Below are 23718 nucleotides of genomic sequence, written 5' to 3'. Positions count from 1 at the left end.
GTTTCAAGGGGAAACCCCGCCGGTGCCCCCCGCGCTCAGTCGAAGATCGCCGGGGCGAGCGCGCCGTGGCTGCGGATGACCTTGGCCGAGAGGATCATCGCCACGGCGACCGCGTCCTCGAGCGATTTGCCGGTGGCGAGCCCGGCCAGCACCGCAGCCGCGAAGCTGTCGCCGGCGGCGGTGGTGTCGACCGGATCGGCGACGCGCTCGGGCGACAGCGCCGTGTCGGTGCCGTCCGCCGACCAGAGCGTCACGTCCTCGCCGCCGTTCTTGACGACGACCATGCGCGCGCCGCCCGCGCGGTATCGCGCGACCGTGTCGGCGGGGGTCGGGTCGCCGAAGAGCCCGGTCTCCTCGTCGAAGCTCGGCAGGACCAGATCGGCGGCCTCGGCCCCCATGGTGAGGCCCTCCCGCATCGTCTTTTCGTCCTCCCAGAGGCGGGGCCTGAGATTGGTGTCGAACGAGACGAAGGTCCCGCCCTCGCGCGCGCGCTTGAGCGCGTTGCAGAGGTTGCTGCGCTGGGCGGCGGGAAGGATGGCGAGCGTGATGCCCGAGAGGTGGACGTAGTCGCGGCTGCCCAGCACCTCGTCGAGCCAGCCCGAATCGTCGGCCAGAAGCCGCGCGGCCGATTGCGAGCGCCAGTAGGAGAAGCTGCGCTCGCCCCCTTCGGTCGAGATCATGTAGAGCCCGACGCTGCGGTCGGGGACGCGGCGCAGGGTCGTGGTGTCGATGCCCTCGGCCTCCATGAAGGCGGCCATCTCCTCGGACACGGCGTCGGTGCCGATGCAGCTTCCGTAGGAGACGCGCCATTCGTCGGGCAGGAGCCTGCGCGCGTACCAGGCGGTGTTGAACGTGTCGCCCGCAAAGCCGCGCCGATAGGTGTCGGACCCGGTCTGGGCGAGTTCGACCATGCATTCGCCGATGGAAAGGAAGCTGCGTTCGCTCGTCATGTCTGTCTCGTTCCGGAAATCAGGGCCAGGGCGACCACCGCAAGCATCGAGGCGGCCATGGCGTAGTTGATGCGTCGCTGTGTCGTCTCATCCAATGCGAGCCGGTGCAAGGACGCGCCGGCCCAGAGCCAGGCGAGATGGATCGGAATCCAGATCGCGTTGGTGATGACGAGCTTGCTCGCCACCTCGAAGGCATAGCTGTCGGCGGCATAGGGAAAGCCCGCGAAGAGCGTGGTGTTGACCGCGTAGGCCTTGGGATTGATCGCCTGCAGCAGAAGCCCCGCGCCCATGCCGGGGGCGCGCGTGCTTTCGACGAAGGCGATGCGGCTGCCGGCGGTCGCGATGCGGACGGCGAGATAGAGCAGGTAGCCCACCGAGGCGATCATCAGGATCCACCTCAGCCACGGCACCGACAGCACGATCGCGCCGAGCCCGGTGATGACCGCGATCGCGACGAGGTTCGTGCCGACGAAGAGCCCGACGAGGTATCGCAGCCCCGCGCGGAAGCCGTAGCCCGACCCCATCCCGGCCGCCGAGAGGACCCCCGGTCCGGGCGTGATGATGAGGAAGAAGACGGCGGCCGCGAATGTCAGCATCGGGCGATCCATGGCGAGGGGCGCGGCGGGCCCGCATTCTTGCGCTGTCGCCGAACTGATGTAGCGTCCGGGGAGGAAACCGTTCCTCGGGGGCGGTGTCAACATGGGCCGGGAGGGGCAGATGCTGAGCGACACGCAGAAGGCGTCCTATGCGGAAGACGGATATCTGATGGTCGAGAACGTCGTGACGGAGGAGCAGCTCGGGACCATGCGATCGGTCACGCGCGACCTGATCGAGGCGTCGCGCGAGGTGAGCGAGAGCGACGCGGTCTACGATCTCGATCGCGGGCATTCGCGGGAGCAGCCCAAACTCACGCGGATCAAGCTGCCGCACAAGCGCCATGCCTGTTTCGACGACGCGCTGCGATCCTCGGGCGTGACGGAGGTGCTGACCGACCTGCTGGGGGCCGACGTGACGCTGCTGACGTCGAAGCTCAACACCAAGGCACCGGGCGGCGGCGCGGCGGTCGAGTGGCACCAGGACTGGGCCTTCTATCCGCATACCAACGACGATCTGCTGGCCGTGGGCCTGATGCTCGACGACGTGGACGAGGAGAACGGGCCGCTGATGGTCATTCCCGGCACGCATCGCGGGCCGATCCTCGATCATCGCGCGAACGGCGTCTTCTGCGGTGCGATCGACCCCGCGGATCCGCTTTTCGAGCGGGACCGGGCCGTGACGCTGACGGGCAGGGCGGGCAGCATGAGCGTGCATCACGCGCGGCTGCTGCACGGATCGGCCCCGAACGTGTCGGACCGGCCGCGGCTCATCCTCTTCTTCGAATGCGCGGCGGCCGATGCCTGGCCGATCCTGGGCGCGAATTCGTATATCCACGAACTCGGCCAGCGGCGGTTCTGGGAGGACCTTCAGGACCGCACCATCGCGGGCAGCCCCTGCCTTTCGCCGCGACTGAAGGAGGTGCCGGTCACGATGCCGCTGCCGCCCGCCGGGGATACGAGCTCGATCTTCGGGATGCAGCGGTCGGGCGGCGCGAAATCGGCCTTCGCATGATCCGTTAAATCCTGCGGGGCGCTCCGCCCCGTCATGCCTCTAGAAAGGGTCGCGTGCCGCGAGGGCGGGGCAGGTGAACCTGCGCCGGTCCCGGGCGGCTTCGGGATCGCCGGGTCGCGCCGCGCGGATTGTCCCTTGCAATTTGGTATACCAAACGGGAATATGCGATCGGGCGGACGGCATGGAGGTCGCCCGAAGAGGAGATGACATGGCCGATACGCGCGCAAACAAGCAATTCCGCTCGCAGGAATGGTTCGACAACCCGAACAATCCGGGCATGACCGCCCTCTATCTGGAACGCTACCAGAACCAGCAGTTCAACCGCTCCGAGCTGCAATCGGGCAAGCCGATCATCGGCATCGCGCAGACGGGCAGCGATCTCGCGCCCTGCAACAAGATCCACGTCTTTCTCATGGACCGGATCAAGAGCGGCATCCGCGACGGCGGCGGCATCCCGATGGAATTCCCGGTCCATCCGATCCAGGAGACGGGCAAGCGGCCGACCGCCGCGCTCGACCGGAACCTGAGCTATCTGGGCCTGGTCGAGGTGCTGCACGGCTATCCGATCGACGCGGTGGTGCTGACGACCGGGTGCGACAAGACCACGCCCGCCATGCTGATGGGCGCGGCCACGATGGACATCCCGGCGATCACCCTCAACGGCGGGCCGATGCTCGACGGGTGGTGGAAGGGCAAGCGCGTGGGATCGGGCGGCGTCATCTGGGAGGGACGGCGCCTGCTTGCGGAGGGCAAGATCGACTATGACGAGTTCATGGACCGCGCCTGTGCCTCGGCCCCGTCGATGGGCCATTGCAACACGATGGGCACGGCCAGCACGATGAACGCGATGGCCGAGGCGCTGGGCATGTCGCTGACCGGCTGTTCGGCCATTCCGGCCCCGTTCCGCGAGCGGATGGAGATGGCCTACGAGACCGGCAAGCGCATCGTCGCGATGGCCTACGAGGATCTCAAGCCGTCGGACATCCTGACGCGCGAGGCGTTCGAGAACGCGATCGTGGTGAATTCGGCCATCGGCGGATCGACCAACGCGCCCCCGCACCTGCAGGCGATCGCGCGCCATGCGGGCGTCGAGCTCGACGTGACGGACTGGCAGAAGATCGGCTACGACGTGCCGCTCATGCTCAACATGCAGCCCGCCGGGGCCTATCTGGGCGAATCGTTCCAGCGTGCGGGCGGGGTGCCCGCGATCATGGCCGAACTCGCCAAGGCGGGGCGCATCCACGAAGGGTGCATGACGGTGACGGGCCGGACGATGGGCGAGAACATCGCCGGTCGCGACAGTGCCGACCACGACGTCATCACGACCTACGACAAGCCGCTGCGCCCCAATGCGGGTTTCGTGGTGCTGTCGGGCAACCTCTTCGATTCCGCGTTGATGAAGACGAGCGTGATCTCCGAGGATTTCCGCAAGCGCTACATCGACACGCCGGGCAGCGAGGGGACCTACGAGGCGCGCGCCGTCGTCTTCGAGGGGCCCGAGGATTATCACGACCGGATCAACGACGTGACGCTCGAGATCGACGACACGACGATCCTGTTCATCCGGGGGGTCGGCTGCGTCGGCTATCCCGGATCGGCCGAGGTCGTGAACATGCAGCCGCCCGACGAGGTGCTGCGCCGCGGGATCGTCCACCTGCCGACGGTGGGCGACGGACGGCAATCGGGCACCTCCGAGAGCCCCTCGATCCTCAACGCCTCGCCCGAGGCGGCGGTGGGCGGCGGGCTCGCCTATCTCAGGACGGGCGACAGGGTGAAGCTCGACCTCAATGCGGGCACGTTGAACGCGCTCGTCCCCGAGGACGAATGGGAGGCGCGCAAGGCCGCCTGGCAGCCGCCCGAGCTCGTCCACCAGACGCCGTGGGAGGAGATCTACCGCACCCATGTCGGTCAGCTGGCGCAGGGCGGGTGCCTCGAACTCGCCACGGCCTATCAGCGGATCCGCGAAAGCCTTCCGCGCGACAATCACTGAGGAGCTTCGATGACACGCAACATTCTCATCACCGGCGCGAGCAGCGGTATCGGCCGGACGACCGCGCGCACGTTCCTCGACGAGGGGTGGAACGTCGCGCTTGTCGGGCGGCGCGAGGAGGCGCTGCGCGAGACGGCCGAGGGGCACGAGGACAGCACGCTGATCCTGCCGCTCGACGTCACCGACGAGAACGCGGTGACCGAGGCCTTCGTGAAGGTCGCGCAGGAATGGGGCCGGCTCGACGTGCTCTTCAACAATGCGGGCATGAACATCGCCGACGGCACGCTCGACGAGATCGCGGTCGCCGATTTCCGCAAGCTCTGCGACGTCAACATCACCGGCATGTTCATCTGCGCGCGCGCGGCCTTCGGGCTCATGCGGCGGCAGGACCCGCAGGGCGGACGCATCATCAACAACGGCTCGATCTCGGCGCATGTGCCGCGACCGGGATCGGCGGCCTACACGATGTCGAAACACGCCGTGACCGGCCTCACGCGGACGGTCAGCCTCGACGGGCGGCCCTTCGACATCGCCTGCGGTCAGATCGACATCGGCAACGCGCTGACCGACATGGCCGAGAAGATGACGAAGGGCGTGCCGCAGGCCGATGGCAGCCGCAAGGTCGAGCCGGTCATGGATGCGAGCCACGTGGCGAGCTCGGTCCTGCACATGGCGACGCTGCCGCTCGAGGCGAACGTGCAGTTCCTGACCGTGATGGCGAGCGCGATGCCCTTCATCGGGCGGGGCTGACGGCCCTCAGCCCATCCTCTCGGACGAGTGGCTGCCGGGCGAGGACGGGAAGACGACGGTCTTGGTGCCGTTGACGAAGGCGCGATGATGGGCGTGGGCGTGAACCGCCCGCGCCAGCACCTGCGCCTCGACGTCGCGGCCGAGCGAGACGTAGTCCATCGGACTCTGGGCATGGGTCACGCGGATCGTGTCCTGCTCGATGATCGGCCCCTCGTCGAGATCGCTGGTCACGTAGTGCGAGGTCGCGCCGATCAGCTTCACGCCCCTGTCGAAGGCCTGCTTGTAGGGGTTCGCGCCCTTGAAGCTCGGCAGGAAGGAATGGTGGATGTTGATGATCCGGCCCGACATCCGCCTGCACATCTCGTCCGACAGGATCTGCATGTAGCGCGCCAGCACGATCAGTTCGGCCTCGGTCTCCTCCACGACGCGCATGATGGCGGCCTCGGCCTCGGGCTTGTTCTCCTTCGTCACGCGGATGCAATGGAACGGGATGTCGTGGTTCACGACGAGCTTCTGGTAATCCATGTGGTTCGAGATCACGGCCACGATCTCGATCGGCAGCGCGCCGATCCGGCAGCGGTAGAGCAGGTCGTTCAGGCAATGCCCGAAGCGCGAGACCATGATGATGACCTTCATCTTCACGGATTCGTCGTGCATCTGCCAGTTGAGGTCCAGCGGAACGGCCGTCTCGTCGAAGCCCTGCCTCAGATCGTCGAGCGTCGCGCCCTCTTCGGAGACGAAGCTCACGCGCATGAAGAAATGCCCGGTCTCGGTATCGTCGAATTGCGAACTGTCGGTGATGTTGCACCCGTTCCTCGCGAGGTAGGCCGCGATCGCGGCCACGATCCCGCGACGTGAGTGGCAATCGACGGTCAGGCAGTATTTCTTCATTCCAGGTTCACATCGCGCATGAGGGACAACGGTCTCGGGCGGTGATGCCATTCGCGATCCGCCGCGCATAGACGAAATCGACGCGTGTCGGGACTATCGCGCCTCGGCCTGCCGGGTGGGGCCGCCCGCCCGTTCGATCGCCGCGAGGACGGCATCGCCGCTCAGCACTTCCGACAGGACGATGCCCTCGGGGGCGTCGGGGCCGTAGACGACGTTGAACGGGATGCCGTACCGACCGAAACTTTCGAGATAGCGGGAGATCCCCTCGTCGGGGCGGGTCCAGTCGGCCTGCATCGCGACGATGCCGTTCTCCGACAGGGCGTCGCTGACCGGATCGCGTTCGAGGACCAGCGTCTTGTTGGCGATGCAGGTCAGGCACCAATCGGCGGTCACGTCGACGAAGACCGTCTCTCCCCGCGAGACGTGGCGCGCGATCTCGGCCCGCTCGAACGCGGTCCAGGGGATCGTGGTCTGCGTCACCGTCCCGCGCGCGCCCGTTTCGGCGAGCGTGCCGGCGGCGACGAGGGGTAGGGCCACGAAGATCGCGACGCCGCCCCAGCGCAGGACGGGCGCGAGGCGCGACCACGACAGCACCGCGACCAGCACGAGCGAGAGGCCGAGCACGGCGAGCGCCGCATCGCGGCCCGCGACGCCCAGAAGCACCCAGAAGAGCCAGCCCGCCGTCCCGAGCAGCAGCAGGCCCAGCGCGCTGCGGATCCAGAGCATCCAGCGGCCGGGCCGCGGGATCATCGCGACGAGCCGCGGCATCGCCGCGACGGCGAGATATGGCAGGGCGAGCCCGAGGCCGAGCCCGGTGAAGACCACCGCGATGTCGATGCCGCGTCCGGCAAGCGCGAAGGCGATCGCGGTGCCGAGGAACGGTGCGGAGCATGGCGTGGCGAGGACCGCGCCGAACATGCCCGTCAGGAAATCCGCCCCGTATCCGGCGCGCCCGCCCGTTCCGGCCAGACGGGTCTGGAGGGAGGAGGGGAGGCTGACCTCGAACGCGCCGAACATGTTGGCCGCGAAGGCCGCGAGAACGACGAAGATCAGCGCGAGGAAGACGGGGTTCTGGAACTGCACGCCCCAGCCGACGGCCGCGCCCGCCTGTTGCAGCGCGAAGAGAACGGCCGCGAGCGCCCACATGAAGGCCATGACGCCCGCCGCCGCGGCGAGGAACCCCGCCCGGATCGCGGCGGGATCGCGGCCGCCCGATTTCATCGCCGAGGACAGCTTGATCGACAGGACCGGCAGCACGCAGGGCATGACGTTGAGCACGAGACCGCCCAGAAACGCCACCAGCGCGATGGAGAGGAGCGCGGCGATCCCGGGCGCGGCGCCGCCGTCGAGTGCGAAGGGCGGCTCGGGCGCAGTCTCGACGCTGGCGGGGGCGAGGGCCAGCGCGCGCGCCTCGCCGTCGGTGACCGTCAGGCGCGGCAATGCGCCCAGATCGTCGGCCCCGCGCATGTCGAGCCGCGCCCAGAGAGTGCGGCCATCGTCGGAGAGGCGCAGATCGGGTTTGCCGAAGGCCACGTTGCGGTCGAATTCGGGAAAGACGTCGGGGTCGGCGAAGGGCGTATCGCTCGTCACCGAGAGGGTCAGCGTGGTGGCATCCCGGTCGCGATGGGCGACGGCGCGGGCCGTCTCGGCGGGCTGGGGCACCCGAGCCGAGAAGGCGGCGATCCGATCGGCCGAGGCCTGGTCGAACCCGTCCACCAGCGGCAGGTCGAGCGACAGCGAGAAGGTCTGCGGGATGCAGATGTCCGAGCAGACCAGAAGCTCGACATCCGCGGCGAGCGTCGCGGCCTCTCCGGGACGTTCGAGTTCGATCAGGAGGGGGAAGAGAACCTCGTCGTGATAGCCGATATTCTCGATCCCGAAGGCGGTGAAACGGTCGGGCGCGGGCCATTGGAACGTGACATCCGCGACGTTCTCGGACGCGGCCCAGTCGATCTCGGGGGCGAAGCCCACCTCGCCGGGGGACCGCCAGTAGGTCTTCCAGCCGTCCTCGAGCGTGATGTCGAGGCCGGCCGAGATCGTGCGCGTGTCGGGCGCGATCCCGTTCTGCGCGGTGACGAGTTCGGCCGACAGCGCGGGAGAGTTCACCGGATCGGAGGTCGCGGCGGCCGAGATGCCGGGCAGGCCGGCGACGAGCATCGCCGCGAGCAGGGTGCGCAGGAGACTCAGCACGGCGCGTGCCGTGGCCGGGCGGTCGATGCGCCGGCGGTCTGGACTATCGCTGTCATCGTCTTCGCCAAAGGCCGCTCTCCGGTCCGGCGGGCCGCCGGCCCGTGCGGGTCCATTAGCAACCTCGCACCCCATCTTGCAACGCGACCGCCCGTTTCGGCAGGGGGGTCAACCGATTGTGACCCCTTCGGCATGTCGTGCGGCACGGGCCGCTTGACCTTCCAGCGCTGGCAGGCGATCGAACCCGGCCCCGTGAAAGAGAGCCTGGAATACGGAGAGACAGGATGCGGATCGCCTTTGTGGTCATGGGCGGCGGCCTTGCCGCCGTGGCGCTCTGGGCCGCGACGCGGCAGGCGGACACGGTCGCGGCGGCGGGGGTGGATCTGGCGCGCGGGGCCGCGATCTACGATGCGCGATGCGCGGCGTGCCACGGGGCCGAGCTCGAGGGGCAGCCCGACTGGCGGGTGGCGGGGCCGGACGGTATCCTGCCCGCGCCGCCCCATGACGAGACGGGCCATACCTGGCACCACGACGACGCCACGCTGATCGACTATACGACGCTCGGCGGTGCGGGCATGATGGCGCGGGCAGGCGTCGCGGATTTTCCGAGCGGCATGCCCGCCTTCGGTGATATCCTCACGGAAGGGGAGATCCGCGATGTTGTCGAGTACATCAAGTCGACATGGCCCGCCGAGATCCGCGAGGCGCAGGCGGCGCGGTGAGGGGGCGGGCTTGATGTCGGGGCGGCGAGCGCCCTCATCTGTGGTGCCGGGCAGGACCGGATCGACAAGGATCGGAGGGATCGCATGACCATCGGAGAAATCTCGTCGCTGTCGGGACTGCCCGCGAAGACGATCCGGTACTACGAGCAGGTCGGTCTGGTGAAGCCGCGCCGCGATCCGAACGGCTATCGCGCGTTCCACGAAAGCGATGCGCGCAGGCTGCAATTCCTGGCGCGCGCGCGGTCGCTCGGGTTCTCGATCGAGGATTGCCGGCGGCTGATCTCGCTGCGCGAGGACGAAACGCGGCTCAGCGCGGATGTGAAGGCACTGGCACAGGAGCAGCTCGCGACGATCGACGCGAAGATCGCCGAGCTCGAGGAGATGCGGGGCACGCTCGGGGCCCTGATCGGAAGATGCGCGGGCGACGATCGGCCGGATTGCGCGATCCTCGAAAGTTTCGCGCAAGGGGCGGGGCGCGTGGAGGACCTTCGGGATCAGGCCCGTGCGCCGGACCCGTCGGGCGGGAACACCGCGTCGTAGCCCCAGGTGAAGACGAAGGCATAGATCATGTAGAATCCGGCGAAGAGCAGGTCCATCGCGAGCGCGGCCAGCAGCGGGATGCCCAGCCACCACGCGATGAACGGCAGCAGCATGATCAGGAGCGTCGTCTCGAACAGGAAGGCGTGCAGGACCCGGAGGCCGGCGGTCTTGCGGACATCGCCCCGCCAGCGGCGGAGCGCGTGGTCGAAGCCCAGGTTGAAGGCATAGTTCCACCCCGCCGCCACGGTCGCGCCGACGAGGACGAGGACGCCCATTTCATCGAGACCATGATCGAAGATCAGCGCGAAAAGCGGCGTGACGATGAGAATGCCGATCCCCTCGAAGAGGAGGGCCTGGCGGATGCGGTCGAAAGTGCTGCGCATGGGAAAACCTCGATTGTCTCGGGCCGTCCCGCCTGTCGACCGTTCGGTCGGGCGCGGTCGTCCGCGCCTGCGCAGGAATCTGACGCCTGCCGGGCCGAAGATCAAGGCTGGGTCCGTGGCACCTGCGACGCGGCCGTGCAGGACCCGCAATGCGGAATATCGGAAAGGGTGGGGACCGGAACGGTCTTCTCGGCCCGCCGACGGCCGTGAATGACCGGCGGCACCGGAAGCGCGATCGCCGATCCGGTTGCACTTTTCGCCCGTGCGGGCGGAAAAGCCGCTCGCCATCGGATGCGGTTGCGTAGATGAGCGGAGCGCGCGAAGCTCCGGCCCACGAAACGGTGCCATGCGCCCCGGAGACCGACGAGACGCCAGGAGAGACGACATGACACCCGCCCCAGATCCGCACGAGATGGCCCGCAATCCGGGCATGCCGCTCGACCCCTCGATGTTCGAGGGTCATGCGGTGAACCGGTCGGCGGCCGAACGCCGGGTCGCGACGCTGGGCGGGCGGCGGACGGTGAAGAAGGCGCATCAGGCCGCATGGCTCGTCAATGCGGTGCGGCTCGTGGATCTGACGACGCTTGCGGGCGACGACACGGCCGGGCGGGTCCGGAGGCTCTGTGCCAAGGCGCGGCGGCCGCTGGCGGCCTCGATCCTCGACGGGCTCGGGATCGCGGACATGGATCTGACCGTGGGCGCGGTCTGCGTCTATCCCACGATGGTGCCCCATGCGGTCGAGGCGCTCGACGGGTCCGGCATCCCGGTGGCGAGCGTCGCGACGGGCTTTCCCGCCGGGCTCATGCCGCTCGACCTGAGGCTGAGGGAGATCGAATGGGCGGTGGCGCAGGGGGCGGCCGAGATCGACATCGTCATCACCCGCGAACATGTCCTGCGCCAGGACTGGCAGGCACTGCATGACGAGATCCGCGCGATGCGCGAGGCCTGTGGCGCGGCCCACATGAAGGCGATCCTCGCGACGGGAGACCTCCAGACGCTGAGGAACGTCTATGCCGCGTCGATGGTCGCGATGCAGGCGGGGGCCGATTTCATCAAGACCTCCACCGGCAAGGAGGGCGTGAACGCGACGCTTCCCGTAAGCCTCGTGATGATCCGCGCGCTTCGGGATTACGGTGCCACGACGGGCCACCGGATCGGCTTCAAGCCCGCCGGCGGGATGAAGCAGGCGAAGGAGGCGCTGTCGTGGCAGATCCTGATGAAGGAAGAACTGGGCCGCGACTGGCTGGAGCCCGAGCTTCTGCGCTTCGGGGCGTCGTCGATGCTCGGCGATATCGAGCGGCAACTCGAACACCACGTGACGGGGCGCTATGCCGCCTCGCATCGCCACGCCATGTCGTGAAGGGACCAAGATGAGCATTCGGGAGATCATGGAAAGCATGGAATACGGTCCCGCGCCGGAGGATTCGCGGATCGCCCGCGACTGGCTTGCCCGGCACGAGGGCGGTTTCGGCCATTTCATCGGCGGGGCCTTCACCCGGCCGGGCGAGACGTTCGAGGTGCGCGATCCGGCGACGGAATCGGTCATCGCGCGGGTGACGCAAGGCAGCGGGGCCGATGTCGATGCGGCCGTCGCCGCCGCGCGGCGCGCGCAGAAGGGCTGGGCCGGGCTGTCGGGGCACGAGCGGGCGAAATATCTCTATGCGATCGCGCGGCACGTCCAGCAGCATGCCCGCTTCCTGGCCGTTCTGGAGACGATCGACAACGGCAAGCCGATCCGCGAGACGCGCGACATCGACGTGCCGCTCGTCGCACGGCATTTCTACCATCATGCCGGTTGGGCCGAGATCGCCGAGGACGAGTTCGCGGGCAGCGCGCCATGGGGGGTCTGCGGGCAGGTCATCCCCTGGAACTTCCCGCTTCTCATGCTGGCCTGGAAGATCGCCCCGGCGCTGGCCGCCGGCAACACGGTGGTTCTGAAACCCGCGGAATACACGCCGCTGACCGCGCTCGCCTTCGCCGAGATCTGCGCCGAGGTCGGATTGCCCGACGGCGTCGTCAACATCGTGACCGGTGACGGCGCGACGGGGGCCGCGATCGTCGGGCATGACGGCATCGACAAGGTGGCGTTCACCGGATCGACCGAGGTCGGCCGCACGATCCGGCGGCAGATCGCGGGGTCGGGCAAGGGGCTGACGCTGGAGCTCGGGGGGAAATCGCCCTTCGTGGTCTTTGCCGATGCCGATCTCGACGCGGCGGTCGAGGGGGTGGTCGACGCGATCTTCTTCAACCAGGGGCAGGTCTGCTGTGCCGGTGCGAGGATCCTCGTGGCCGAAGCCGTGGCGGACCGGTTCGAGAGGCTTCTCCGCGCGCGGATGGCGGTGCTGCGGGTGGGCGATCCGCTCGACAAGTCGACCGACATGGGTGCGATCGTCCATCCGGTGCAGCTGGCCCGGATCCGCGAGCTCGTGGCGCTGGGCGAGGCCGAGGGTGCGGTGCTGCATCAGGGGACGGCCCCCGAGGGGTGCTTCTATCCGCCGACGCTGGTGACGAATGTCGAACCGGCGAGCGTTCTGTCCACCGAGGAGATCTTCGGCCCCGTGGTCACGATGACGACCTTCCGCACGCCGTCGGATGCCGTGGAGATCGCCAACAACACCCGCTACGGGCTGGCCGCGTCGATCTGGTCCGAGAACGTCAATCTCTGCCTCGACATCGCGGCGCAGGTGAAGGCGGGCGTCGTCTGGATCAACTGTACCAACGTCTTCGACGCGGGCGCGGGCTTCGGCGGCTATCGCGAGAGCGGCTTCGGCCGCGAGGGCGGGCGCGAGGGGATGCGGGCCTACCTGCGCCCCCCCGCCCCGGCGGGCGAGGCCGCCCGGTTGCCGGACCTCGAAGCCCTGCCGCAGGCAGGGGGCGTCCCGACCGGCATCGACCGGACCGCCAAGCTTTTCGTGGGCGGCAAGCAGGCGCGGCCCGATTCGGGCTATTCCTATGCCGTGCAGGGGGCGAAGGGGCCGTCGGGCCTGGCGGGCCTCGGCAACCGCAAGGACATCCGCAACGCGGTCGAGGCGGCGGGCAAGGCGGGAGGCTGGGGCCGTGCGACGGGCCATAACCGCGCGCAGATCCTCTATTACCTGGGCGAGAACCTGTCGGCCCGCGCGGCCGAATTCGCCGACCGGCTGAAAGGCTTCGGCGCGCGCGGCAAGGTGGCCGAGACGGAGGTCGAGACCGCGATCCGGCGCTGCTTCTGGTATGCCGCGCAGGCCGACAAGTTCGACGGCGCGGTGCATCAGACGAAATCCGCGCATGTGACGCTGGCCATGCCCGAGCCGCTGGGTGTCATGGGCCTCGTCTGTCCGACCGGCGCGCCGCTTCTGGGGGTCCTCGGCCTCGTCCTTCCGGCGATCGCCATGGGCAACCGAGTCGTGGTGGTCCCGTCGCAGGTGCATCCGCTGGCGGCGACAGATCTCTATCAGGTGCTCGAGACGTCGGACGTCCCGGCGGGCGTGGTCAACATCGTCACGGGGCCGCGCGACGAGCTCGCCAAGACCCTTGCGGGCCACGACGACGTGGCCGGGATCTGGTATGTCGGGGGCTCCGACGGCGCGGCGATGGTCGAGCGCGAGAGCGCGGGCAACCTCAAGCAGAGCTGGACCGAAACCGACGGCGCGCGCGACTGGTCGGGGCCGGACGGGTTCGGCCGCGACTTCCTCCACCGCGCGACCCAGGTCAAGAACATCTGGGTGCCCTACGGGGAGTGACGGAGGCCGCATCCCGGCCCGGTCGGCATATCCTGTGGCGAACCGGGCCCCCGGGTGATGCAATTCCCTGCGGAACGGCGCGATCCGGTGCGTCCTGCCAGGGACGGCGTGTCAGGGTCGGGGCGAGGGGGCGTTGACGGGCGCACCGCGCCCGCGACCGACATGGGTTCGGCGGACGACACGTCGCGCCGGGCTCGACACGACATCTTTCGGAGAACACCGACATGCTGAGCAATTCACTGGCCGAACTCGACCGGCGGCACCTGGTCCACCCGGTCTCGTCCTATCGCGGGCACGAGGCGCGCGGCGTGCGCATCCTGACCTCGGCGAAGGGCGCGATCGTCACCGATGCCGAGGGACGCGAGCTGATTGACGGCTTTGCCGGCCTCTGGTGCGTGAATGCGGGCTACGGCCACGAAAGCGTGGTCGAGGCCGCCGCCGAACAGATGCGCAGGCTGCCCTATGCGACCGGCTATTTCGACCTCGGGTCGGAGCCTGCGATCCGGCTCGCGGCCGAGCTTGCCGAGCGGGCGCCGGGTGACCTGAACCACGTCTATTTCACGCTCGGCGGATCCGACGCGGTCGACAGCACGATCCGGTACGTGCGTTATTACTGGTACGCGAAGGGCGCGCCCGGGCGTGACCAGTTCATCTCGGTCGGGCAGGGCTATCACGGATCGACGGCGGGCGGTGCGGGCCTGACGGCGCTTCCGGCCTTTCACGAGGGGTTCGGCCTTCCCTTCGACTGGCAGCACAAGATCTCGTCGCACTATGTCTATCGCAATGCGGCGGGCGACGATCCCGAAGCGGTGATCGACGCATCGGTGGCCGAGCTTCGCGCCAAGATCGCCGAGATCGGGGCGGAGCGGGTCGCGGCCTTCTATGTCGAGCCGATCCAGGGATCCGGCGGCGTGCTGGTGCCTCCGCCGGGCTGGATCAAGGCGATGCACGCGGTCTGCGCCGAGCACGGCATCCTCTTCGTCGCGGACGAGGTCATCACCGGCTTCGGCCGCACGGGGCCGCTTTTCGCCTGCGAGGACGAGGGGATCGTCCCGGATCTGATGACCGTGGCGAAGGGGCTGACCTCGGGCTACGCGCCGATGGGGGCCGTCTTTCTCAGCGACAGGGTCTATGACGCGATGGCGGACGGCGCGGGCATGCGCGCGATCGGGCACGGTTTCACCTATTCGGCGCATCCCGTCTCGGCGGCCGTCGGGCTGGAGGTGCTGAAGCTCTACGAGGGTGGATTGCTCGAGAACGGGCGCAGGATGGGAGAGCGCCTGCAGGCGGGCCTCGCCGGCCTCGCGGATCATCCGCTCGTCGGTGACGTGCGGGGTCGCGGCATGCTGGCCGCTATCGAGCTCGTGACGGACAAGGCGGCGAAGACGCCGCTCCCGCCGGAGGTGCAGGCGGCCACGCGGCTTTTCGACAGGGCGTGGGAGGCGGGACTCATCGTGAGGGCCTTCCCGACGGGCATCTTCGGCTATGCGCCGCCTCTCTGCTGCACGGAAGGCGAGATCGACGCCATCGTCGAGCGCACGCGTCTCGTGCTCGACCAGACGCTCGAGGACCCCGAGATTCGCGCGGTCCTGCGGGGCTGATGCCGTTCCGCCGATCCGGCCCGAGGGGCTGGATCGGCGAGCCGCAATCGGGTCGAACGGAAGGGGCCTCGGGCGGTGCCGTCATGTTGCGCGGCCGCCTTCGGATGTCCGGACAGATCGGAGCGAGGTGTCGGTCGTGACCGCCCATGAAGAGCCGTCGCGCTGGGCGATCCTTAGATCCGCACCATGCGCGGCGGCAATGGTCGGCCGGAGTCGGACCGGATCAGTCCGTCACTTACCAAAAAGGGATTTGGTGGACCCTAGCGGGATCGAACCGCTGACCTCCTGCATGCCATGCAGGCGCTCTCCCAGCTGAGCTAAGGGCCCGGGCGCGGGCGTCGTCCCCGCGATGGGTGCGTCTCTAGAACGTGGCCGGACGAGGTTCAAGCGGAAAAGCGACCATCGTCCGGAGGATTCTTCGGACGATCAATTGTCGTCGTCTTCACCCGAAACGTCGGCGATATCGTCGAGGGAGACATTGTCGTCGTCATCCTCGAGCACATCGTCGCCGAGATCGACATCGCTCGACTCGTCGCTGTCGTCGTCGTCGAGGATGACGTCTTCCTCGTCCTCGGTCTGATCCTTCTTGGCCGAATCCTTGTCGGCCTTGTCGGCCAGCATCGTACGATTGCCCTTGCCGGTATCGAGCTGGACGACCTCGCCGGTATAGGGGCTCACGACCGGATCGGCATTGAGGTCATAGAAGCGCTTGCCGGTTGTGGGGCAGACGCGTTTGGTTCCCCATTCTTCCTTGGGCATCGAAGACCCTTTCGTTTCCTGAATGTCTCGAAAAACAGGCCGCCAACTGCCATACCCTCGGAAGGCTGTCAAAGGCTTTCGGGGGACTGGCGCGGCCCTCGCGGCGCGATTAGAGCTTTCGGATATGGTACAGGACCGCGCCCGACGCAAGACGCTGCCCGGAGAGCCCCCGGTGGAACTGGTGATCCGCCGGTCGGGCCGGGCACGCCGGATCAGCCTGCGCGTCTCGGCGCTCGACGGGCGGGTCACGCTGAGCGTCCCCGCCGCGGCATCGGAACGTGCGGCCCTCGATTTCGCGGCGTCGAAAGCGAGCTGGATCAGGGCGCAGCTGGCCTGCGGGGTTCCGGCGGCGCAGGTGGGACCGGGCACGGTGCTGAGCGTTCTGGGCCGCCCGCGCGAAGTGGCGATCGGCAGCGGGGGGGCCGCGCTTCTCGACCGCGAGATCCGCGTCTCGGCCCGCCGCGCGATCGGGCCGCAGGTCGCCGCGTTGTTGAAGGAGGCCGCGCGCGACGCGCTGGAACGGGCGAGCCGCCGCCACGCGGCCGCGATCGGATGCCGGCCGGGGCGCATCACGATGCGCGACACGCGCTCGCGCTGGGGGTCGTGTTCGGCCGAGGGCAATCTCAACTACAGCTGGCGTCTGGTCCTGGCGCCTCCGGACGTGCTCGACTACGTGGCCGCGCACGAGGTCGCGCATCTGCGCCACATGGATCATTCGCGGGCCTTCTGGTCGGTCGTGGAGGAGCTTCGGCCGGATTGGCGGGATCATCGCGACTGGCTCAGGCGGGAAGGCTCGCGGCTGCATGGCTGGCGGTTCGAATGATTGACGATGGCGCGGCGACAGGCGCAGGATCGGGCGCATGTTGATCCAGCAACGCCCCGAAACCGCCCCGATCCAGGCGGCGCATGATCGCGTCTATCGCGCCCTGCGCCTGCAGATCATGCATGGCGAACTGGCCCCCGGCGCGTCGCTGACGCTGCGCGGGATCGGCCGGCAATTCGGCGTGTCGATGACCCCGGCGCGCGAGGCCGCACGGCGGCTGGTGGCCGAGGGGGCGCTGACGATGAGCCCGTCCGGCCGGGTGACGACGCCGGTCCTCGCGCCGGACCGCATCGAGGAGCTGGCCGCGCTGCGCGCGCTCATCGAGGTGGAACTCGCCAGCCGTGCGCTGCCGCGGGCGCATATCGCGATGATCGACCGGATGCGGTCGGTCAACGTCGCGATCGCCGAGGTCGTCGCGAAACGCGACGCGATCGGCTATCTCAGGCTGAACCTCGAATTCCACCGGATGCTCTATCTCAGGGCGCAGGCCCCGGCGATGCTCGCCATGGCCGAGACCGTCTGGCTGCAGCTCGGCCCGACGATGCGCGCGCTCTATGGCCGGATGGGGCGGACCGAGGCCCCGGCCGGGCATCGCACGATCCTGGCCGCGCTCGAGGCGGGGGACGAGCCGGGATTGCGGCTGGCGGTGCGCACGGATGTGACGCAGGGCCTTCGGATGATCCTGATGGGGGAGGGGGGCGGCGGTTCCGCGCCGCTTAGATGAGGGGCCGCGAGAGAAGCGGGTCGTAGACCGGGCCGTCGTCGCGCAGCCGCGACTGGTAGATGGTCAGCGCCTCGGGCAGGACGGGCTCGTGCGACCAGTCGCCATGGGCCTGCAGGAACCGCCCGAGCCGTGCGTGGTCCTCGGGCGGCATCGTGTTGGGGAACCGCGCGAGCGTGACATGCGGCACGAAGCGGCGATGCGGCAGGTCGAGGCCCGCCCGCCGGATGAGCGTCGAGACCTTGCCCTGAAGCTGGGCGAGCGGCTCGGAGGGCGTGACCGTCGCATGAACGCTGCGCGGATGCGCGCCGCCGAAGATGTCGAGTCCGGCCACCCCGATGGCGAGGGGACCGGTCGACATCATCTCGAAATCGAGGGCGAGCTCGTCGAGCTCGGGCAGGCGGATCTCCGGCAGGAAGGCGAGCGTCAGGTGCAGGTCGTCCTCGGGGACGTGACGCCCGACGAGGAGCCTGTCCTGCAACGCCGAGAGCGCGCCGGTTAGCTCGTCCGGCAGGTCGAGCGCCACGAAGATCCGCATGGTGCCCTCTCAGAGACCCAGTGCGGAGCGGACGGCCGGCAGGCCCTCCTCGCCGGATGGGGTCTCGACGCCGTCGAGCCATGTCTCGAGGATCTCGGGATTGGCGGTCAGCCATTCGGTCGCCGCGTCCTCGGCCTGCTTGCCGTCGTTGAGGATCGCGCCCATGATCTCGTTCTCCATCTCGAGCGTGAAGCTGAGATTCTCGAGGAACGCGCCGACATTCGGGCATTCGTCGACGAAGCCCGCGGTGACGTTCGTCTGGACCGTGGCACCGCCGAGGTCGGGCCCGAAATAATCGTCGCCCCCGGTCAGGTAGGTCATGTCGTAGGCGGCGTTCATGGGATGCGGCTCCCACCCGAGGAAGACGATCGGCTGGTCGCGGCGGCTGGAGCGATCGACCTGTGCAAGCATGCCCTGTTCCGAGGATTCCACCACGTCGAAATCCGACAGGCCGAACGCGTCATCGGCGATCATGTCCTGGATCAGGCGGTTGCCGTCATTGCCGGGCTCGATCGCGTAGATCTCGGAGCCGAGCGCGTCGGCATTCTCGGCGATGTCGGCGAAGCTCTCGATGCCGAGCTCGGCCCCGGCGGCATTCGTGGCGAGCGTGTATTTCGCGCCCTCGAGATTGGTGCGGACGACCTCGACCGTGCCATCGTCGAGATAGGGGCCGATGTCGTTCTCCATCGTGGGCATCCAGTTGCCGAGGAAGACATCGACATCGCCGTTGGCGAGCGCGGTGTAGGTGAAGGGAACCGACAGGACGCGGGTCTCGGTATCGTAGCCCAGCGCCTCGAGAACGGCGGTGGTCGCGGCGGTGGTCGCGGTGATGTCGGTCCAGCCGACATCCGAGAAGGTCACGGTTTCGCAATCGGCGAATGCCGCGCCGGAGCCGGCGACGAGCGCGAGTATGGAAAGTCCGGTTTTCATGTCTTATCTCCCTGGTGAAGAGCGGCGCGACGCGTTGATCGGCCGATCAATCAAAAAGCAACGATTTCAAGTACGTGGGCTGGTATAGATGCCGAAACTCGGGATGCAACCTATCAGGCGGCAGGCTTTGGTCAACGCGGCTATCGCTCAGGTCGGCGTGCATGGCATGGACGTGACCGTGGCGCAGATCGCCAAGCAGGCGGGCGTGAGCACGGCGCTTGCCCATCATTACTTCGCGGGCAAGGCCGACATGTTCGACCATGCGATGCGCCATATCCTGCGCGAATACGGGGCCGCCGTGCGGCGGGAGCTTGCCGGTGGCGGCGACAGGGTCCAGGCGATCGTCGCGGCGAGCTTCGCCCCCGAGAATTTCCGGAGCGATATCGTCGCCGCGTGGCTGACATTCTATGTCCAGGCGCACAAATCGGACACGGCCGCGCGGCTCTTGCGGATCTACCAGGGGCGCACGCGGTCGAACCTGCGACTCGGTCTGCGGGAGCGGGGCCACCCCGATCCGGCCGGAATGGCCGAGACGCTTGCAGCGCTCATCGACGGCGTCTATCTGCGCGCGGCGCTGAGCGGGCGGGCCGATCCCGACGCGGCGATCGCCCAGGTGATGGAGGTGATGCGATGACGGATCTGACGCTCGAGGAACGCGAGGGGCTGCCCGACGCGCTGCGCGTCCTGGTCGAGGCCCTGCCGCGTGGCACCTGGGAGGCGCACCCGAACTTCTCGCCCCTGACGCGGTTCTGGCTGGACCGGCATCTGATGTTCCGCGACGTCCTGGGCCAGCTCACGCAGGGCAGCCGCGACTTTCTCGACGGCAATGTCGCACCCGATCGCTACGGGCACGAGACGGCGCGGATGGCGCAGTTCTTCCTCCAGCAGCTCCATTCGCATCACGATATCGAGGACCATCACTATTTCCCGGTTCTCGAAGGGCTGGACGATCGGCTCGGGCGGGGATTCGCGCTTCTCGATGCGGATCACAAGGCGCTCGACGGGCATATCGACGCGCTCGCCAAGGGGACGAACGCCATGCTGAAGGGGCTGTCAGGCCCCGACCCGCGCAAGGGGGCCGGCGATCTGGAACGGCAGCTGGGCGCTTTCGACCTCTTCCTCGACCGGCACCTGACCGACGAGGAGGATCTGGTCGTGCCGGTCATCCTGACCTACGCGCCCGAGATCCACTGAGGGTCACTCGGCGGGCGCGTCGCCTCCGAGGGCCTCGAGGCGGGTCTCGCGACGGATCGTCAGCGCGATCGCGACGACCGATGCGACGGAGGTGAGGAACATCAGCCACAGGAGCGGTGTCGCGCCCTCGCCATTCTCGAGCAGGATGCCCGACAGCGTGGAGAGGCCGGCACCGCCGCCGATCATGATCGAGCCGCCGAGCCCCGATGCGGTCCCCGCGAGGTTCGGCCTGACCGACAGCATTCCCGCCATCGAGTTCGGAATGACGAGACCGTTCCCGAGACCCACGAAGATCATGAAGCCGAAGAAGCTGAGCGGCGTGTTGTATCCCGCCATGTCGACGGCAAGACCGAGGCCCAGCCCCAGCACGGTCACGATCGTGCCCCAGGCGATCATCTTGCGGATCCCGACCTCGTTCGAGAAGCGCCCCGAGATGCCGTTGCCGGCCATGTAGCCGATCGCCGGCGCTCCAAAATAGATCCCGAGCCGTTCGGGAGACATCTCGTAGACCTCGGATCCCACATATGGCGCGCCGCCGAGATAGGCGAAGAAGGCCCCCGATGCGAAGGCCGCGGTCAGGGCGTAGCCCCAGAAGCGCGGGGCGAGGAGAAGCGAGGGATATTGCGCGATCTGCTCGCGCAGGTTCCCGGTCGATTTGACCGCGGTCTCGCCCATGTCGGCATAGGCGAGCGCCAGGGCCGCCGTGCCGATGACCGCGAGGGCCCAGAAATTCGCGGTCCAGCCGAATGCGCCGTCGAGCACGCCGCCGAGCGCAGGGGCCATCATCGGCGCGACCGACATGCCCATCGTCACCCAGCCGATCATCGCGCCGGATTGCGCCTGGGAATAGATGTCGCGGATCGCCGCGCGCGGCAGGATCAGGCCCGCCACGATCGCCGCCTGGATCATCCGGAAGACGAGGAAGGTCACGATATGGGTCGAGAGTGCGCAGCCGATCGATGCGAGGATGAAGACCACGATGCTGACGAGCATGACCGATCGTCGCCCGTAGCGGTCGGAGATCGGCCCGATGACGAGCTGTAGCACCGCCGAGATGCCGAGATACCCCGCCACGGCGACCTGCATGACCCGGTATTCGGTGTCGAAGAAGAGCGTCATTCCCGGAAGCGACGGCAGGAAGAGGTTCATCGACAGCGCGGCCAGCGAGGTGAGCAGGATCATCGTCGCGATATGCGGCGCCGATCTGCGGTCGAGGAATCGGGGCGGGTTCGGATTGCTCATTTCGTCAGACCTATTCCGACGAACGGGTAGGGTCCAGAGCGCCCGGTGTCGGAGACGCTCCGGCATTTCGCCTTCCATGGCGGAGAAAGCGGACCTAGGGTGCAGACAATACCGCGAAAAACGAGGGATGGGGACGCCATGAAGGACATCGTCGAGCAGCTCGAGAAGCGGCGCGCCGAAGCGCGCGCGGGGGGCGGGCAGACCCGCGTCGACGCGCAGCACGGCAAGGGCAAGCTGACCGCGCGCGAGCGGGTGGAGCTTCTGCTCGACGACGACAGCTTCGAGGAGTTCGACACGTTCGTCACCCATCGCGCGACCGATTTCGGCATGGCCGAGAGCAAGATCCCCGGCGACGGCGTGATCACCGGCTGGGGCACGATCAACGGCCGTCAGGTCTTCGTCTTCAGCCAGGACTTCACCGTCCTGGGCGGATCGCTTTCGGAGACGCATGCGCAGAAGATCTGCAAGGTCATGGACATGGCCATGCAGAACGGCGCGCCGATCATCGGGCTCAACGATTCGGGCGGCGCGCGCATCCAGGAGGGTGTCGCCTCGCTCGCGGGCTATGCCGAGGTGTTCCAGCGCAACGTCCTGGCCTCGGGCGTCATTCCGCAGATCAGCGTCATCATGGGGCCCTGCGCGGGCGGGGCGGTCTATTCGCCGGCCATGACGGACTTCATCTTCATGGTGAAGGACAGCAGCTACATGTTCGTGACGGGCCCCGACGTGGTCAAGACCGTGACGAACGAGGTGGTGACCGCGGAGGAGCTTGGCGGGGCGACGACGCATACCAAGATATCCTCCGTGGCCGATGCCGCGTTCGAGACCGATATCGATGCGCTCATCGAGGTGCGCCGCCTTGTCGACCTCTTGCCGCTGAGCAACCGGGAAAAGCCGCCGCGCCGTCCGTTCTTCGACGACCCGAACCGGATCGAGGAGAGCCTCGACACGCTCGTGCCCGACAACCCGAACACGCCCTACGACATGAAGGAGCTGATCGAGAAGCTCGCCGACGAGGGCGATTTCTACGAGATCCAGGAGAGTTTCGCGCGCAACATCCTGACGGGGTTCATCCGGCTCGAAGGGTCGACGATTGGTGTGGTCGCGAACCAGCCGATGGTGCTGGCCGGTTGCCTCGACATCGACTCGAGCCGCAAGGCCGCGCGGTTCGTGCGGTTCTGCGACGCGTTCGAGATCCCGATCCTGACGCTTGTCGACGTGCCGGGCTTCCTTCCCGGGACCTCGCAGGAATATGGCGGGGTCATCAAGCACGGCGCGAAGCTTCTCTTCGCCTATGGCGAGGCGACCGTGCCGAAGGTCACTCTCATCACGCGCAAGGCCTATGGCGGAGCCTACGACGTCATGTCGTCGAAGCATCTGCGGGGCGATCGCAACTATGCCTGGCCCTCGGCCGAGATCGCCGTCATGGGCGCGAGGGGGGCCGTCGAGATCCTCTATCGCAGCGAGCTCGGGGATGCCGAGAAGATCGAGGGGCGCAGGGCGGAATACGAAAAGAACTTCGCCAATCCGTTCAAGGCCGCCGAGCGCGGCTTCATCGACGAGGTGATCCTCCCCCGGTCGAGCCGGCGGCGGATCTGTCGCGCCTTCGCCTCACTCAGAGGCAAGAAGTTGAGCAACCCATGGAAGAAACACGACAATATTCCGCTCTGAGGCGCGAGGGGCGGGCCGCGGCGCTGATCGCGGGCCTTGCTTTCGCCTCGGAGGCCGGGGCCGAAACGGTCCCGGTTCCCTCGGGCCAGGCGGTCGAGTTCGTCGAGGTGGTCCGCGATGCGCCCGGCCTCGGGCTGGCGTACCGCTTCCGCTTCGTGGCCCCGGAGATCGCGGGCGCGATCGACTACAAGACCGCGGCGACCGACATGATCCACCTTTGCCAGAGCTACGCGCTTCCGCGCCTGCCGAGGATCGGCGCGACACTGCCGCGCGTCGTCATCAGCCTGTCGGACCGCCCCACGGAATTCGGCGATCTGGTTCCCGACGCGACGCAATTTTTCGAAATCTACCGCGCAGAGGGCGAAATCTGCGTCTGGGATGGCTTTTGAGCAATACTCGGCCTTCAAAGCGCATGTCGTCGCTTTTGGATTGGCGATGGATGTCTCAACCCTGATATATCGACCCGGACCGCAGGTCCGAACGAGGGCCGCGGCCC

The 23718-nt window shown here is 68.0% G+C and carries 23 protein-coding genes and 1 tRNA gene; 14 read left to right on the top strand and 10 right to left on the bottom strand.

Annotated elements, in window-relative coordinates; genetic code table 11:
* Nucleotides 1-35 precede the first annotated feature (35 nt).
* Both RVY76_RS10005 and RVY76_RS10000 read right to left on the bottom strand, forming a co-directional pair.
* Nucleotides 36-950, bottom strand: coding sequence for a sugar kinase (locus tag RVY76_RS10005; protein WP_317373764.1), 915 nt, complete (start codon nt 948-950; stop codon nt 36-38).
* Complete coding sequence (locus tag RVY76_RS10000) at nt 947-1546, bottom strand: LysE family translocator (protein ID WP_317373762.1); 600 nt, start codon at nt 1544-1546, stop codon at nt 947-949. The genes RVY76_RS10005 and RVY76_RS10000 overlap by 4 nt, the downstream gene beginning before the upstream one ends.
* Before the next feature lie 121 nt (nt 1547-1667).
* On the opposite strand from RVY76_RS10000, the gene RVY76_RS09995 reads away from it, so the two are divergent.
* The 3 genes from RVY76_RS09995 (at nt 1668) to RVY76_RS09985 (ending at nt 5298) form a co-directional block, all read left to right on the top strand.
* On the top strand, nt 1668-2558 hold the full coding sequence (locus tag RVY76_RS09995) for a phytanoyl-CoA dioxygenase family protein (RefSeq protein ID WP_317373761.1): 891 nt from the start codon (nt 1668-1670) through the stop codon (nt 2556-2558).
* A gap of 208 nt (nt 2559-2766) precedes the next feature.
* Entirely contained in the window at nt 2767-4548 is a 1782-nt protein-coding gene (locus RVY76_RS09990) for an IlvD/Edd family dehydratase (protein WP_317373760.1), read from the top strand.
* A 9-nt stretch (nt 4549-4557) separates the two neighbouring features.
* Nucleotides 4558-5298 (top strand): SDR family oxidoreductase, encoded by a 741-nt coding sequence (locus RVY76_RS09985; protein ID WP_317373759.1) that lies wholly within the window; start codon nt 4558-4560, stop codon nt 5296-5298.
* 6 nt (nt 5299-5304) lie between these two features.
* Here the strand turns inward: RVY76_RS09985 and purU are convergent, their stop codons facing one another.
* Together purU and RVY76_RS09975 are read right to left on the bottom strand one after the other, a co-directional pair.
* Nucleotides 5305-6189 carry a formyltetrahydrofolate deformylase gene (gene purU, locus RVY76_RS09980; RefSeq protein WP_317373758.1) on the bottom strand — a complete coding sequence of 295 codons (885 nt, stop codon included), beginning with the start codon at nt 6187-6189 and terminating at the stop codon, nt 5305-5307.
* A gap of 93 nt (nt 6190-6282) precedes the next feature.
* Nucleotides 6283-8379, bottom strand: coding sequence for a protein-disulfide reductase DsbD family protein (locus RVY76_RS09975; protein ID WP_317373757.1), 2097 nt, complete (start codon nt 8377-8379; stop codon nt 6283-6285).
* 281 nt (nt 8380-8660) lie between these two features.
* Between RVY76_RS09975 and RVY76_RS09970 the strand changes: the two genes are divergently transcribed.
* A complete protein-coding gene (locus RVY76_RS09970) occupies nt 8661-9098 on the top strand; it encodes a cytochrome c (RefSeq protein WP_317373756.1) in 438 nt (145 codons plus the stop codon).
* An 84-nt stretch (nt 9099-9182) separates the two neighbouring features.
* Nucleotides 9183-9638, top strand: a complete 456-nt coding sequence (locus tag RVY76_RS09965; RefSeq protein ID WP_317373754.1) for a MerR family DNA-binding protein — start codon at nt 9183-9185, stop codon at nt 9636-9638.
* On the opposite strand, the gene RVY76_RS09960 is transcribed toward RVY76_RS09965, so the two are convergent.
* Complete coding sequence (locus RVY76_RS09960; RefSeq protein WP_317373753.1) at nt 9593-10021, bottom strand: PACE efflux transporter; 429 nt, start codon at nt 10019-10021, stop codon at nt 9593-9595. The two genes, RVY76_RS09965 and RVY76_RS09960, sit on opposite strands and share 46 nt — an antisense overlap.
* Nucleotides 10022-10406: 385 nt before the next feature.
* Between RVY76_RS09960 and deoC the strand changes: the two genes are divergently transcribed.
* The 3 genes from deoC (at nt 10407) to RVY76_RS09945 (ending at nt 15344) form a co-directional block, all read left to right on the top strand.
* On the top strand, nt 10407-11381 hold the full coding sequence (deoC, locus tag RVY76_RS09955) for a deoxyribose-phosphate aldolase (protein ID WP_317373752.1): 975 nt from the start codon (nt 10407-10409) through the stop codon (nt 11379-11381).
* 10 nt (nt 11382-11391) lie between these two features.
* Complete coding sequence (locus tag RVY76_RS09950; protein WP_317373750.1) at nt 11392-13743, top strand: aldehyde dehydrogenase family protein; 2352 nt, start codon at nt 11392-11394, stop codon at nt 13741-13743.
* A gap of 224 nt (nt 13744-13967) precedes the next feature.
* Nucleotides 13968-15344, top strand: a complete 1377-nt coding sequence (locus tag RVY76_RS09945) for an aspartate aminotransferase family protein (RefSeq protein WP_317373748.1) — start codon at nt 13968-13970, stop codon at nt 15342-15344.
* A gap of 251 nt (nt 15345-15595) precedes the next feature.
* On the opposite strand, the gene RVY76_RS09940 is transcribed toward RVY76_RS09945, so the two are convergent.
* Nucleotides 15596-15671: transfer RNA gene (locus tag RVY76_RS09940), tRNA-Ala, on the bottom strand.
* Between the two features lie 99 nt (nt 15672-15770).
* Complete coding sequence (locus RVY76_RS09935) at nt 15771-16103, bottom strand: TIGR02300 family protein (protein ID WP_317373747.1); 333 nt, start codon at nt 16101-16103, stop codon at nt 15771-15773.
* A 124-nt stretch (nt 16104-16227) separates the two neighbouring features.
* Here RVY76_RS09935 and RVY76_RS09930 point away from each other — a divergent pair, with 124 nt between their 5' ends.
* Together RVY76_RS09930 and RVY76_RS09925 are read left to right on the top strand one after the other, a co-directional pair.
* Nucleotides 16228-16926 (top strand): SprT family zinc-dependent metalloprotease, encoded by a 699-nt coding sequence (locus RVY76_RS09930; RefSeq protein WP_317373746.1) that lies wholly within the window; start codon nt 16228-16230, stop codon nt 16924-16926.
* Nucleotides 16927-16963: 37 nt separating this feature from the next.
* A complete protein-coding gene (locus tag RVY76_RS09925; RefSeq protein WP_317373744.1) occupies nt 16964-17650 on the top strand; it encodes a GntR family transcriptional regulator in 687 nt (228 codons plus the stop codon).
* Here RVY76_RS09925 and thpR read toward each other — a convergent pair.
* Both thpR and choX read right to left on the bottom strand, forming a co-directional pair.
* Nucleotides 17643-18185 carry an RNA 2',3'-cyclic phosphodiesterase gene (thpR, locus tag RVY76_RS09920; protein ID WP_317373742.1) on the bottom strand — a complete coding sequence of 181 codons (543 nt, stop codon included), beginning with the start codon at nt 18183-18185 and terminating at the stop codon, nt 17643-17645. The genes RVY76_RS09925 and thpR overlap by 8 nt on opposite strands.
* A gap of 9 nt (nt 18186-18194) precedes the next feature.
* On the bottom strand, nt 18195-19115 hold the full coding sequence (choX, locus tag RVY76_RS09915; protein ID WP_317373740.1) for a choline ABC transporter substrate-binding protein: 921 nt from the start codon (nt 19113-19115) through the stop codon (nt 18195-18197).
* Nucleotides 19116-19203: 88 nt separating this feature from the next.
* Between choX and betI the strand changes: the two genes are divergently transcribed.
* Both betI and RVY76_RS09905 read left to right on the top strand, forming a co-directional pair.
* Nucleotides 19204-19749 carry a transcriptional regulator BetI gene (gene betI, locus RVY76_RS09910; RefSeq protein WP_317373739.1) on the top strand — a complete coding sequence of 182 codons (546 nt, stop codon included), beginning with the start codon at nt 19204-19206 and terminating at the stop codon, nt 19747-19749.
* The gene (locus RVY76_RS09905; RefSeq protein ID WP_317373738.1) at nt 19746-20309 is read left to right on the top strand and encodes a hemerythrin domain-containing protein; all 564 of its coding nucleotides are present in this window, start codon (nt 19746-19748) and stop codon (nt 20307-20309) included. The genes betI and RVY76_RS09905 overlap by 4 nt, the downstream gene beginning before the upstream one ends.
* Before the next feature lie 3 nt (nt 20310-20312).
* On the opposite strand, the gene RVY76_RS09900 is transcribed toward RVY76_RS09905, so the two are convergent.
* Complete coding sequence (locus tag RVY76_RS09900) at nt 20313-21551, bottom strand: multidrug effflux MFS transporter (RefSeq protein ID WP_317373737.1); 1239 nt, start codon at nt 21549-21551, stop codon at nt 20313-20315.
* 138 nt (nt 21552-21689) lie between these two features.
* Between RVY76_RS09900 and RVY76_RS09895 the strand changes: the two genes are divergently transcribed.
* Together RVY76_RS09895 and RVY76_RS09890 are read left to right on the top strand one after the other, a co-directional pair.
* The gene (locus tag RVY76_RS09895; RefSeq protein WP_317373736.1) at nt 21690-23222 is read left to right on the top strand and encodes an acyl-CoA carboxylase subunit beta; all 1533 of its coding nucleotides are present in this window, start codon (nt 21690-21692) and stop codon (nt 23220-23222) included.
* Nucleotides 23192-23611: a DUF6497 family protein gene (locus RVY76_RS09890; RefSeq protein ID WP_317373734.1), complete on the top strand. Its 420-nt coding sequence runs from the start codon at nt 23192-23194 to the stop codon at nt 23609-23611. Before RVY76_RS09895 ends, RVY76_RS09890 begins: the two co-directional genes overlap by 31 nt.
* The last annotated feature ends 107 nt before the right edge of the window (nt 23612-23718 follow it).

Source organism: Palleronia sp. LCG004 (assembly GCF_032931615.1).
In the GTDB taxonomy this organism is placed as follows: domain Bacteria; phylum Pseudomonadota; class Alphaproteobacteria; order Rhodobacterales; family Rhodobacteraceae; genus Palleronia.
The sequence above is the reverse complement of the archived record's forward strand: the minus strand, read 5'-3'. Positions and strand labels throughout refer to the sequence as shown.

What these genes read in the sequence shown, in the direction of transcription:
- RVY76_RS09890 (WP_317373734.1), top strand. Translation starts at nt 23,192, where the DNA reads ATGGAAGAAACACGACAATATTCCGCTCTGAGGCGCGAGGGGCGGGCC.
- RVY76_RS10005 (WP_317373764.1), bottom strand. Translation starts at nt 950, where the DNA reads ATGACGAGCGAACGCAGCTTCCTTTCCATCGGCGAATGCATGGTCGAA.
- RVY76_RS09900 (WP_317373737.1), bottom strand. Translation starts at nt 21,551, where the DNA reads ATGAGCAATCCGAACCCGCCCCGATTCCTCGACCGCAGATCGGCGCCG.
- betI (WP_317373739.1), top strand. Translation starts at nt 19,204, where the DNA reads ATGCCGAAACTCGGGATGCAACCTATCAGGCGGCAGGCTTTGGTCAAC.
- RVY76_RS09950 (WP_317373750.1), top strand. Translation starts at nt 11,392, where the DNA reads ATGAGCATTCGGGAGATCATGGAAAGCATGGAATACGGTCCCGCGCCG.
- RVY76_RS09930 (WP_317373746.1), top strand. Translation starts at nt 16,228, where the DNA reads ATGGTACAGGACCGCGCCCGACGCAAGACGCTGCCCGGAGAGCCCCCG.
- RVY76_RS09990 (WP_317373760.1), top strand. Translation starts at nt 2,767, where the DNA reads ATGGCCGATACGCGCGCAAACAAGCAATTCCGCTCGCAGGAATGGTTC.
- RVY76_RS09960 (WP_317373753.1), bottom strand. Translation starts at nt 10,021, where the DNA reads ATGCGCAGCACTTTCGACCGCATCCGCCAGGCCCTCCTCTTCGAGGGG.
- RVY76_RS09965 (WP_317373754.1), top strand. Translation starts at nt 9,183, where the DNA reads ATGACCATCGGAGAAATCTCGTCGCTGTCGGGACTGCCCGCGAAGACG.
- RVY76_RS09945 (WP_317373748.1), top strand. Translation starts at nt 13,968, where the DNA reads ATGCTGAGCAATTCACTGGCCGAACTCGACCGGCGGCACCTGGTCCAC.
- RVY76_RS10000 (WP_317373762.1), bottom strand. Translation starts at nt 1,546, where the DNA reads ATGCTGACATTCGCGGCCGCCGTCTTCTTCCTCATCATCACGCCCGGA.
- choX (WP_317373740.1), bottom strand. Translation starts at nt 19,115, where the DNA reads ATGAAAACCGGACTTTCCATACTCGCGCTCGTCGCCGGCTCCGGCGCG.
- RVY76_RS09935 (WP_317373747.1), bottom strand. Translation starts at nt 16,103, where the DNA reads ATGCCCAAGGAAGAATGGGGAACCAAACGCGTCTGCCCCACAACCGGC.
- RVY76_RS09985 (WP_317373759.1), top strand. Translation starts at nt 4,558, where the DNA reads ATGACACGCAACATTCTCATCACCGGCGCGAGCAGCGGTATCGGCCGG.
- thpR (WP_317373742.1), bottom strand. Translation starts at nt 18,185, where the DNA reads ATGCGGATCTTCGTGGCGCTCGACCTGCCGGACGAGCTAACCGGCGCG.
- RVY76_RS09995 (WP_317373761.1), top strand. Translation starts at nt 1,668, where the DNA reads ATGCTGAGCGACACGCAGAAGGCGTCCTATGCGGAAGACGGATATCTG.
- RVY76_RS09895 (WP_317373736.1), top strand. Translation starts at nt 21,690, where the DNA reads ATGAAGGACATCGTCGAGCAGCTCGAGAAGCGGCGCGCCGAAGCGCGC.
- RVY76_RS09970 (WP_317373756.1), top strand. Translation starts at nt 8,661, where the DNA reads ATGCGGATCGCCTTTGTGGTCATGGGCGGCGGCCTTGCCGCCGTGGCG.
- purU (WP_317373758.1), bottom strand. Translation starts at nt 6,189, where the DNA reads ATGAAGAAATACTGCCTGACCGTCGATTGCCACTCACGTCGCGGGATC.
- RVY76_RS09925 (WP_317373744.1), top strand. Translation starts at nt 16,964, where the DNA reads ATGTTGATCCAGCAACGCCCCGAAACCGCCCCGATCCAGGCGGCGCAT.
- RVY76_RS09905 (WP_317373738.1), top strand. Translation starts at nt 19,746, where the DNA reads ATGACGGATCTGACGCTCGAGGAACGCGAGGGGCTGCCCGACGCGCTG.
- deoC (WP_317373752.1), top strand. Translation starts at nt 10,407, where the DNA reads ATGACACCCGCCCCAGATCCGCACGAGATGGCCCGCAATCCGGGCATG.